11 protein-coding genes are annotated in these 9,604 nt (G+C 71.8%); 6 read left to right on the forward strand and 5 right to left on the reverse strand.

All coding sequences use genetic code 11. From position 1 onward, the window contains the following. The 3 genes from RH94_RS24685 to RH94_RS40880 form a co-directional block, all read right to left on the reverse strand. The coding region (locus RH94_RS24685; RefSeq protein ID WP_073950065.1) for a hypothetical protein at positions 1–476 on the reverse strand (476 nt) is incomplete at its 3' end. A 304-nt stretch (positions 477–780) separates the two neighbouring features. Then, complete coding sequence (locus RH94_RS24690) at positions 781–1,344, reverse strand: hypothetical protein (protein WP_234426019.1); 564 nt, start codon at positions 1,342–1,344, stop codon at positions 781–783. 680 nt (positions 1,345–2,024) lie between these two features. Continuing rightward, a complete protein-coding gene (locus RH94_RS40880; protein ID WP_158073086.1) occupies positions 2,025–2,171 on the reverse strand; it encodes a hypothetical protein in 147 nt (48 codons plus the stop codon). Between the two features lie 420 nt (positions 2,172–2,591). On the opposite strand from RH94_RS40880, the gene RH94_RS24695 reads away from it, so the two are divergent. From RH94_RS24695 to RH94_RS24705, 3 genes are all read left to right on the forward strand, one after another. After that, positions 2,592–2,822 (forward strand): hypothetical protein, encoded by a 231-nt coding sequence (locus tag RH94_RS24695; RefSeq protein WP_234426020.1) that lies wholly within the window; start codon positions 2,592–2,594, stop codon positions 2,820–2,822. 395 nt (positions 2,823–3,217) lie between these two features. Next, on the forward strand, positions 3,218–3,739 hold the full coding sequence (locus tag RH94_RS24700) for a DUF4142 domain-containing protein (RefSeq protein ID WP_073950069.1): 522 nt from the start codon (positions 3,218–3,220) through the stop codon (positions 3,737–3,739). 64 nt (positions 3,740–3,803) lie between these two features. Continuing rightward, on the forward strand, positions 3,804–4,247 hold the full coding sequence (locus tag RH94_RS24705; RefSeq protein ID WP_073950071.1) for a hypothetical protein: 444 nt from the start codon (positions 3,804–3,806) through the stop codon (positions 4,245–4,247). Here RH94_RS24705 and RH94_RS24710 read toward each other — a convergent pair. Beyond that, entirely contained in the window at positions 4,215–5,090 is an 876-nt protein-coding gene (locus RH94_RS24710; protein ID WP_073950073.1) for a bifunctional DNA primase/polymerase, read from the reverse strand. The two genes, RH94_RS24705 and RH94_RS24710, sit on opposite strands and share 33 nt — an antisense overlap. 374 nt (positions 5,091–5,464) lie before the next feature. On the opposite strand from RH94_RS24710, the gene RH94_RS24715 reads away from it, so the two are divergent. The 3 genes from RH94_RS24715 to RH94_RS24725 all read left to right on the forward strand — a co-directional run bounded on the left by RH94_RS24715 (position 5,465) and on the right by RH94_RS24725 (position 8,453). Beyond that, positions 5,465–5,776 (forward strand): hypothetical protein, encoded by a 312-nt coding sequence (locus RH94_RS24715; RefSeq protein ID WP_073950075.1) that lies wholly within the window; start codon positions 5,465–5,467, stop codon positions 5,774–5,776. 294 nt (positions 5,777–6,070) lie between these two features. Then, positions 6,071–6,628: a SigE family RNA polymerase sigma factor gene (locus RH94_RS24720; RefSeq protein ID WP_073950077.1), complete on the forward strand. Its 558-nt coding sequence runs from the start codon at positions 6,071–6,073 to the stop codon at positions 6,626–6,628. Between the two features lie 169 nt (positions 6,629–6,797). Then, positions 6,798–8,453, forward strand: a complete 1,656-nt coding sequence (locus RH94_RS24725; protein ID WP_073950079.1) for a long-chain fatty acid--CoA ligase — start codon at positions 6,798–6,800, stop codon at positions 8,451–8,453. Positions 8,454–8,532: 79 nt separating this feature from the next. On the opposite strand, the gene RH94_RS24730 is transcribed toward RH94_RS24725, so the two are convergent. Continuing rightward, positions 8,533–9,604 (reverse strand): response regulator (locus RH94_RS24730; RefSeq protein WP_143204070.1); only part of this gene is annotated, 1,072 nt, incomplete at its 5' end.

Raw genomic sequence — 9,604 nt, forward strand, 5'->3', positions numbered from 1 at the left:
GACCAGCTGAGATCCCGGTCGAGCCCGGGGCGGTTCGGCGAGCCGGCGTCGTCGCCGGCCGTGGCCCATCGGTGGCTGAAGACGACGGGAATGTCCAGGGCGAGGAAGTCCTTCCCGTCCTCCGTGCGGGCGCGCAGGTGGATGCGGTGCCTCGCCACCGGCACCGCCGCGGGGATCCGAAGGTCCCACGTCTGCCGCCACGGCCCGGCGGGCGGCCGGGGATCACCCGAGAGGCTCGTGCCCATGCTTGCCAGCAGTTCGGGCAGCTTGTAGCTTTTGTCCAGTATTTTCATCGGGCCGATCTTCATGACCACCCTGCAGGTGACCCGGGTCAGGTCGACCGCCTCCTTGAGGTGGCCGTGCATCTCCCAGCGGACCTGGTGTCCAAGGCGCGGCCATGCGGGGGTCAGGGTGATGTCGAGGATGTCCATGACGTAGCTGTCGTCGCTCGCGTCCTCCACCAGGTGATTGCTCATGTCGCTCATCCCGTGGTGCGGTGAGGGGAAGTGGCGTGTGGCCGTGTGGCCCGTCGCTCCGCCCCGGGGCCGTGTGCTTGCGGCCGCGGGCCGGGCAGGGGCAGCCGGACCGGGTGTGCGGCGTGCGCTTTCGTCACCCGTCCGGGCCCGCCCGATCGTCGCGAAGGGGTCCGGTGGCCGTTGCCCGGGAACAACGCCAACGGCAGGTGTTCCAGCGGGAATCCCCCGAGGGGGGCTGAGACCAGAACCCCGGCCCGATTACGGCGGGCCGGGGTTCTACATGGTTCGCTTCATGCGGCCGGCTCTAGAAGTCGAAGTCGAAGTCGAAGCCGTCCTTGCCGTAGTGGCGGTGGATCACCCGGAAGCTGCCCACCACTCCGTCCTCGACGAAGACGCCCTCGACGTGCCCCGGCCTCACGCCGTTCGCTTCGCTGTGGGGGCCGACCGTGGCGACGGGGGCGCCGTTGTCGCAGGTCGCCCCGCGGAAGAACTCGACGGTCCGCTTGCTGTCGTTGCGGATGTTGAAGCTCTTGGAGCCCAGGCCGCTCACCACGGTGATGCAGCCGTCCGGGTGGGCGGAGAACGACCGCTCGTTGATGAAGATCCGGCCCACCCTGTGGTGGCCGCGCTCGCCGCGCTCACCGCCCTCGCCGTGCTCACCGTGCTCACCGCGCTCGCCGCCGCCCTTCCCCTGCCCGCCTTCGCCGCCCATGGGCGCCTGGGCGGGAGCGGGCGCCTGCTGGACGACGGCCGGGGCCGTCTGGGGTGCCGACGCGGGGGCGGCCGTGGCGTAGGTGATGCCGGTCGCGGTCAGGGCCGCGGCGGCCGCGACGGCCGCGGTGATGGCGGAGGAACGAGTCATGATCATGTCGTTTTGCTCCTGTCTCAGAGAAGCCGACCTTGGCAGCCGACGTGTGATTGAACGTACTGACACCCCCCCAGAACTGTCATTTCGGGCATATCGGAAGGGCTGGCTTCGGGGGGCCGAACGGGGTACCCGGGGCGCCCGCACGCCCGGTTCCCCAGGTGCTGACGCAGCGTCAAACCTTCAATCACAACGGGCAGATTGATGATTGATTAGGCCTTCAAGGTGATCTCTGACGCCTGCTCACCCATGCGGCAGCGGGTCGCCTGGAACTGCCGGCGCGAGAGGCTCAGGCATACCGGGACGGGCGGGTCACGGACCGGATCGCGGCAGCCGCCCTGCCCCACCAGGGCCTTGTGCCCATGACCTCCGCCATCCGGCCCAGACCGGGCACCGGGCCACCGTGCCGTGGTCAGGGGCCGGCTCCGAGATCTGGCTTCATCCTTGCCGGGCCGATCGCGGGCGGTCGGCGGACATGACTTTGCCGGTCCCGCCGTCGGTCACCGCGTATGCCCCCCGTACCCACCACTCACCCGGCCCCATCCCGTCCGCCGTCGACCCGCACGCCGTGGACCACGTCTGCTCGGCTCCGCTTGGTCTGTCGCCATCCACGGTCGTACGCCGTCGCTGATGCTCACTCATGCGCACCAGAACACGCTCAACCACTGTCAACCGGCAGCAGTTCACCACCCCTCGGCCGCGCTCATGAAGACCGCGCGGTCCGCCGGTTTGCCGATGCGGTTCAGGAGAGGGAAGGCGATGAGCACTCCGTTGGGGACGTTGCAGGTGCGCCTGGCCTGGGTGCCGAACGCGCCGGCCAGGAACCACACGTCCCGCGGTCGGTCCCGGTCGCTCGGCTCTTCCGTCCTGATCGGCGACCGGGTTCGTCGACTCGGGCTCCGTCAATGCCCATGTCCACCGTCGGCTCCGCAGCTCCTCGGGCAAGGGGCGACCCTGGGCCGGCCCGGTCCCGCACCCCACGAGCGCAGCCGGCATCACAGCGGTGAGCGCCGCCCCGACAGGCTTGATCTTCACGAGTGCCCCCTGCGTCGCGTGAACGCTCGGCTTCCCGGCCGTCGTGCGGCATGCGCGGTCACCCTGTCCGCAAGCCGGGCCAACGCCCGGCCTCGACCCGGTTGCTGTACGTCGTTGTCGTACAGCAGGATCGAACGATGTCCCGATCAGTAGGCGCGCATACCGCCGACCCGTGCCCTCGGTGCTTCGTCGAGGCAGTCCGTCCGGGCAGGCCGATGACTGTTGCGGGACACGACGTGGTCGGCTATCTCTGCGATCACTGTGCGCACGCGTGGTCGCGGCCGGTCGAGGATGACCTGGAGGTCTACGACGTCGTCAGGGTGGACCTCCCCGACGCCACGCTCTACGGCACCGCCTGGCAGGTGGAGGCCGACCGCGTCCAGGTGCGCGGTACGGGCGGTGACTGGCTGCTGTGGGTCGAACGCTGGAGAGTCATCGTCCACTGAGGGCTCCCCTGGGCGATCTTGAAAACCGTCGTGGCGGCGATGCCGCTGTGGGGTCAAAGCCCACCGCCTCCGCGTCGAGAACAGCGAAAACGGCCCTTGACCAGGTCATACGGTCAAGGGCCGTTTTCGCTGTGCGCTGCCCGCTCGCCATTGGGGGCTGATCACTGGCCGGACCGCCCGTCAGTGGTCGGGTTGGTCGGCAGGGGGGTGTTTCGGGTTATTTGCTCACCTTTTGCTGTTCGTGTTGCTCACGACCCGCGGCGAGGGAAACTCGCCTAGGACAGGCGAGCGGCCCCGCTCTGCCGACGCCGGAGGGGCGTCCTGCCGCAACGGGGGCAGTCGGGGCCTGTTTCCGTCTTTTCGGAGTTTTCGGGATCTTCGACAGGGGAGGCAACATGCCCAGTCCCAAAGCGGTCGCGGTCACCGTGTCGGTCGTCGCCGTGGCGGCACTGTCGCCGGGCACCGCGCTCGCGGTGGCCAGCCCCTCGCCGCAGGACGTCGCCTGGATGAAGGCGTCCGCCGCCGGAGACCGGTTCGAGATCCAGGGCGGGCGCATGGCCCAGAGCCATGCCCACAGCGCTGTCGTCAAGCAGCTCGGCGCCCGGCTGGCATCCGACCACACCAAGTCCTCCAAGGACATGAAAAAACTCGCCGCGCAGCTGAAGGTCACCCTTCCGACCACTCCGGACAGCAAGGAACGTGCCGAGCTGGCGCGGCTGTCCTCCCTGCACGGGAGCGCGTTCGACAAGCAGTACGTGAAGACGGAGATCAGCGACCACAAGACGGACATCGCCGAGGCGAAGAAGGAGATCTCCACCGGCAGCGACCCACAGGTGATCAACGAGGCGCGCAAGGACCTGCCTGTCCTCCGGACCCACCTGAAGCTCGCCGAGCAGGCGCAGTCCAGGATCGGGTGAGGGCGTGGCCCGCCGCCGCGGCAGCGGGCGCGCGCCACTGAGAACGACGGCGAGGTACCCCGGCATGGCACATCGCGCCGAGACGGTTCCGCGAGCCACCTGGGCGGCCAGGTGGACGGGGACTCTGCTGTGCCTCGCGGTGGCCGTCATCCACGTGCTCGACCAGGGCGGCATCACGGCAACACGGGACCCCCATTACGTCGGCGTGGCCTACCACGTCCTGGAGGTCGCCGCCGTGGTCGCCGCCGTGCTGCTCCTCGTCGGTCTCGTCCGGCCGGGATGGCTGCTGGCGGTCGGGGTCGCCGTCGGTCCCCTGCTGGGCTACATCCTCTCCAGGGGCCCGGGCCTGCCCGGCTACAGCGACGACATCGGCAACTGGACGGAGCCGCTCGGGCTGGTCAGCCTGGCCGTCGAAGGAGCCCTGCTCCTGCTGTCGGTGCCGTTCTTCGTGCGGAGCGTGCGCCGCCGCGGAACCTCACGGGCGGCGGCCCGTCAGACGGGCCGCTGAGGCGATGGTGGCGCGGGCCTCGTGTTCGGTCAGGCCGGTGCGCAGGGCCGCGTCGACCAAGGGGGCGACCAGGGCGGGGCCGATGCCGTTCTCGTAGGCGCGGCAGGCGGCCCAGAACAGGCGGGTGTTGCGCCGGCCCTCGTGGGCGCCGAGAACGAACCGCACCAGACCCAGGCCGTGCCGGCCCGCCGAGGCCGGCGAGGGGCGGTGGGGGGTGCGGGGCGGTGGGAGGAGGAGGCGCAGGAGGGCGCGCGGGCAGGGCGCGGGCGCGAGGTGCGCGGTGCCGGGGACGGTGGTGTACACGCCGTGCTCGGTGCGGGAGCCGGGGCCGGCCAGGTAGCCGCCCGCGCCGCGGATGTCGATGCCGGGGGCCAGACGTCCGGCCGAGTTGGGCACGACAACGCCCGGCGGTCCGCTCAGCCACAGGTGGCGGCCGCCGCTGGGGGTCAGGACGACCACGGTGGCGGGGAGGGTGAACAGGTGGCGCAGGGCGAGTCCGCGCAGGGCGGCGCAGGCGTCCGTGCCGGTCTTGGTGTCCAGGTCGACGCCGATCAGGTGGTGCGGGGGCAGTCCGCAGGCGATGCCGTAGCCGGTGGCCCAGGGGGCGGCGGCGAACAGGGCGCGGATGCGGGCCGGGTCGGTGGAGGCGTCGTACACGCCGTGACCGAAGCGGCCGCACTCGCCGTGGCAGGGCGGGTCGGCCGGGTCCGGGTCGTCGCGGTGCGGGGAGCGCAGGGCCGGGAGTTTCGTCCGGGACAGGGGGATGACGGCCAGGCCGCGTTCGGCGGCTGACAGGGCGTGCGCGAGGGCCATCGTCGTGGCCTGCCGGTCGATGGTGGCCATGACTCCATTTTCGTATGTGCGTTCGAAGAAAGGAAGAGGGCGGCGGCGACACGCCGGGGGAAGCCGGCTCGGGCGGATTTCCGGTAGGCGGCTTCAGCCCTTGCGGCGCTTGGGGAAGGGGGCTCGCAGCGCTCCGCGACGGGGCCTCGGGGCAGGAAAAGTGGCCGTAGGGGTTTATCCACTTGTCCTCACGCTTGCGTGGGAATCGAGCTTTCCGGGGTGGTCCGCCGGGTTCCGGTGGGCAACCCTGATCGTGCGACGTCGTGAGGAACCCGCCCGGGTGGTCGGCCAACTGCCCTGGTGACAGCCGTACTTCACAGTTTCATGTGCGCCCGGCAAGACAGCCGGTGCGTACCTCGTACTGGAGGAGCAACATGGCAAGCAGCCGTACCGCCCGCGTTCTCGCCGCCGTCGCGGCCGTCCCTCTCGCGGCCGCACTCTTCACCGGCACCGCGGCCGCGGACACGGGAGCCGTCGCGGGCGACCGATCCAACGCGGGCGTCGCGGGCGTCGTCGGCAGCGGGGTCGGCCACAACAACAGCGGCAACTCGGCGACCACGGGGCAGCAGGCGATCGGCACCGGCGCCTCGAACCGGAGCAACACCGCCCAGGTCAACGGTTCCGCCTTCACGACCGTCCAGCAGGGCAACGGCAACGTCGCCATCCACTTCACCCCTCTGTGGTGAGCCGGGGCGGGCCGGCGCGCACTCGGGGACCCGCCGCCGGCCCTGCCCCCCTTGTGGGTGTGCTTGTGGGGACGTGACACACGTCTGCGCGGCGGCGCTTCGGCTCCGCCGCGCAGACGCGCTCGCGGGCGCGTTCACGGGCGCGTTCGCCCAGGGGTGAACCCGCAAGGGCGCACGGCCCGTTCCTCCACCTTCAGGAGGTGGGGCCGGCCCCACCCCTACAACCTGAGGCGGACTCCGCTTCGGGACCTGCGGGCGATCCGCCGCAGCGGGTGTCGCTCCTAGCGTGTAGCCATGACCACATCCGTCTGCACCAGCGCGTCGACCGCCGTCGTACCGTCGACCCGGACTCCGGCGTATCCGTCGTTCACGGCGTACGTACGGGCCCGGCAGCCGGTGCTGCTGCGCACCGCCCGGTCGCTGACCGCGAGCCAGAGCGACGCGGAGGACCTGCTGCAGACCGCGCTGGCCAAGACGTACACCGCCTGGGAGCGGATCGAGGACCACCGGGCGCTCGACGGCTATGTGCGCCGTGCCCTGCTCAACACCCGCACCTCGCAGTGGCGCAAGCGGAAGGTCGACGAGTTCGCCTGCGAGGAACTGCCCGAGCCGGAGCCGGTGGCCGGCGCGGCCGACCCGGCGGAGCAGCAGGCGCTGCGCGACGCCATGTGGCGGGCGGTCATGAAGCTGCCCGCCCGGCAGCGGGCGATGGTCGTCCTCAGGTATTACGAGGACCTCTCCGAGGCCCAGACGGCCGAGGTGCTCGGGGTGTCGGTGGGTACCGTGAAGTCGGCGGTGTCGCGAGCCCTCGGCAAGCTGCGGGACGACCCGGAACTGGGTCGCGTGCGCTGATCCGTCCGCAGGGCCGACGGGGCTCGCGGGCGCGGACCGCAGGGCGATTATGTGATCGATCAGCCGGGGCTAGTGACATACCGCGCGGTATGTGAGCAGAATCTGCGCAACCCCTACTACCGCGTAGGCAACCACTACCGCGTAGGCAACGCCGCCCCGGGAGGACGCCGTGCTGAGCACCATGCAGGACGTACCGCTGACCGTGAACCGCATCCTCGCCCACGGGGTGCTGGTGCACGGACGGTCCCAGATCATCACCTGGACCGGCGAGGGCGAGCCGCAGCGGCGCAGCTTCGCCGAGGCGGGCGCCCGCGCGGTGCAACTGGCCAACGCCCTCCGCGACGACCTCGGCGTCCGCGGCGACGACCGTGTGGCGACCCTCATGTGGAACAACGCCGAGCACGTCGAGGCGTACTTCGCGATCCCGTCCATGGGCGCGGTGCTGCACACCCTCAACCTGCGCCTGCCCGCCGAGCAGCTGACCTGGATCGTCAACCACGCGGCCGACCGCGTGATCATCGTCAACGGCTCCCTGATCCCCCTCCTCGCCCCGCTGCTGCCGCACCTGAAGACGGTTGAGCACGTCGTCGTCTCCGGCCCCGGCGACCGCGCCCCGCTGGCGGGTTCCCCCGCGCAGGTGCACGAGTACGAGGACCTGATCGCGGACAAGCCGACCACGTACGACTGGCCCGAGCTGGACGAACGCCAGGCCGCCGCCATGTGCTACACCTCCGGCACCACCGGCGACCCCAAGGGCGTGGTCTACAGCCACCGTTCGATCTACCTGCACTCCATGCAGGTCAACATGACCGAGTCCATGGGCCTGACCGACCAGGACACCTCGCTGATCGTCGTCCCCCAGTTCCACGTCAACGCCTGGGGCCTGCCGCACGCCACCTTCATGACCGGCGTCAACATGCTGATGCCGGACCGCTTCCTGCAACCCGCCCCGCTCGCCGAGATGATCGAGCGCGAGAAGCCGACCCACGCCGCCGCCGTCCCCACCATCTGGCAGGGCCTGCTCGCCGAGCTCACCGCCCGCCCCCGGGACGTCTCCGCCCTCGCCCAGGTCACCATCGGCGGCTCGGCCTGCCCGCCCGCCCTCATGGAGGCCTTCGACCAGCTCGGCATGCGGGTCTGCCACGCCTGGGGCATGACGGAGACCTCCCCGCTCGGCACGGTGGCCCGTCCGCCGGCCCACGCGGTCGGCACGGACGAGGAGTTCGGCTACCGCCTCACCCAGGGCCGCTTCCCGGCCGGCGTCGAGGCCCGCCTGACCGGCCCCGGCGGCGAACGCCTCCCCTGGGACGGCGAGTCGGCCGGCGAGCTGGAGGTCCGCGGCCCGTGGATCGCCGGCGCCTACTACAACGGGCCCGACGCCGAACCGCTGCGCCCCGCCGACAAGTTCAGCGAGGACGGCTGGCTGAAGACGGGCGACGTCGGCACCATCAGCCCGGACGGCTTCCTCACCCTCACCGACCGCGCCAAGGACGTCATCAAGTCCGGCGGCGAATGGATCTCCTCCGTCGAGCTGGAGAACGCCCTGATGGCCCACCCGGACGTCGCCGAGGCCGCCGTCGTCGCCATCCCCGACGACAAGTGGGGCGAGCGCCCGCTGGCCACCGTCGTCCTCAAGGACGGCGCCACCGCAGACTTCGAGACCCTGCGCACCTTCCTCGCCGAGGAGGGCAGGATCGCCAAGTGGCAGCTCCCGGAGCGCTGGACGGTCATCACGGCGGTCCCGAAGACCAGCGTCGGCAAGTTCGACAAGAAGGTGCTGCGCCGGCAGTACGCGGCCGGGGACCTGGACGTCACCCGGATCTGACACACGCGGCGCCGGGTGGGGAGCCTCGGGGCCTCCCGCCCGGCGCCGCGCCACGCGTACCGATCGCTGACCGGTCCTGCTAATTGGTCCCGATACGGGCCAGCAGGTCGACGATCCGGTCCTGCACCTCGGTGCTGGTGGACCGCTCCGCCAGGAACAGCACCGTCTCGCCCGACGCCAGCCGCGGCAGGTCCGCCTGGTCGACGGCGGCCGTGTAGATCACCAGCGGGGTGCGGTTGAGCTGCCCGTTCGCGCGCAGCCAGTCCAGGATCCCGGACCGGCGGCGGTGCACCTGCATCAGGTCCATCACGACCAGGTTCGGCCGGAACTGCCCGGCCAGCGTCACCGCGTCGTTGTCGCTCGCGGCCCGCGCCACCTGCATCCCGCGCCGCTCCAGCGCCGCCGTCAGCGCCAGCGCGATCTCGGCGTGCTCCTCGACCAGCAGCACGCGCGGCGGGTGCTGCTCACTGTCGCGCGGAGCCAGGGCCTTGAGGAGTACGGCGGGATCGGCGCCGTAGGCCGCCTCCCGCGTCGCCTGCCCCAGCCCGGCCGTGACCAGCACCGGCACCTCCGCGGCGACCGCCGCCTGCCGCAGCGACTGCAGCGCCGTACGGGTGATCGGCCCGGTCAGCGGGTCGACGAACAGCGCGGCGGGGAAGGCCGCGATCTGCGCGTCCACCTCCTCGCGCGAGTGCACGATCACGGGCCGGTAGCCGCGGTCGCTCAACGCCTGCTGGGTGGTGACGTCGGGGGCCGGCCAGACGAGCAGCCGGCGCGGGTTGTCCAGCGGCTCCGGGGGCAACTCGTCGTCCAACGGCTGCGGCCGGGGGGAGTCCGCGACCTCCACCGCACCGCCGGGGCCGTCCAGCGGCTCGGGACCCTCGGCGGCGTTCCTGTCCGGAGCTCCTATGGCGTACGACCGTCCGGCGCCCTCGGTGGCCAGCCCCGGCCGGGGCTGCGCCGGGGTGGCCGGCGCGGGGACCGCGCCCGGGGAAGGCTGCGCGGGGGGCTGTTCGGCCGGCGGGTGCGGGCGGGCCGTCTGCTCCGGCCGCTGTGCCTGCGCCTGCGGGCGCGCGGCGGCCGGGTCGGGCGGCGTGCCCAGCTTGCGGCGGCGGCCGGAACCGCCGGTCGCGTGCGGGGGCGGCGTGGCC

Origin of the sequence: Streptomyces kebangsaanensis, from assembly GCF_001906585.1 — a bacterium.
Taxonomy (GTDB): domain Bacteria; phylum Actinomycetota; class Actinomycetes; order Streptomycetales; family Streptomycetaceae; genus Streptomyces; species Streptomyces kebangsaanensis.

Bases quoted from the DNA above. Each gene is read 5' to 3' on its own strand.
- RH94_RS24690 (WP_234426019.1), bottom strand. From the start codon at position 1,344: ATGATCATGACTCGTTCCTCCGCCATCACCGCGGCCGTCGCGGCCGCC.
- RH94_RS24695 (WP_234426020.1), top strand. From the start codon at position 2,592: ATGACTGTTGCGGGACACGACGTGGTCGGCTATCTCTGCGATCACTGT.
- RH94_RS24700 (WP_073950069.1), top strand. From the start codon at position 3,218: ATGCCCAGTCCCAAAGCGGTCGCGGTCACCGTGTCGGTCGTCGCCGTG.
- RH94_RS24705 (WP_073950071.1), top strand. From the start codon at position 3,804: ATGGCACATCGCGCCGAGACGGTTCCGCGAGCCACCTGGGCGGCCAGG.
- RH94_RS24710 (WP_073950073.1), bottom strand. From the start codon at position 5,090: ATGGCCACCATCGACCGGCAGGCCACGACGATGGCCCTCGCGCACGCC.
- RH94_RS24715 (WP_073950075.1), top strand. From the start codon at position 5,465: ATGGCAAGCAGCCGTACCGCCCGCGTTCTCGCCGCCGTCGCGGCCGTC.
- RH94_RS24720 (WP_073950077.1), top strand. From the start codon at position 6,071: ATGACCACATCCGTCTGCACCAGCGCGTCGACCGCCGTCGTACCGTCG.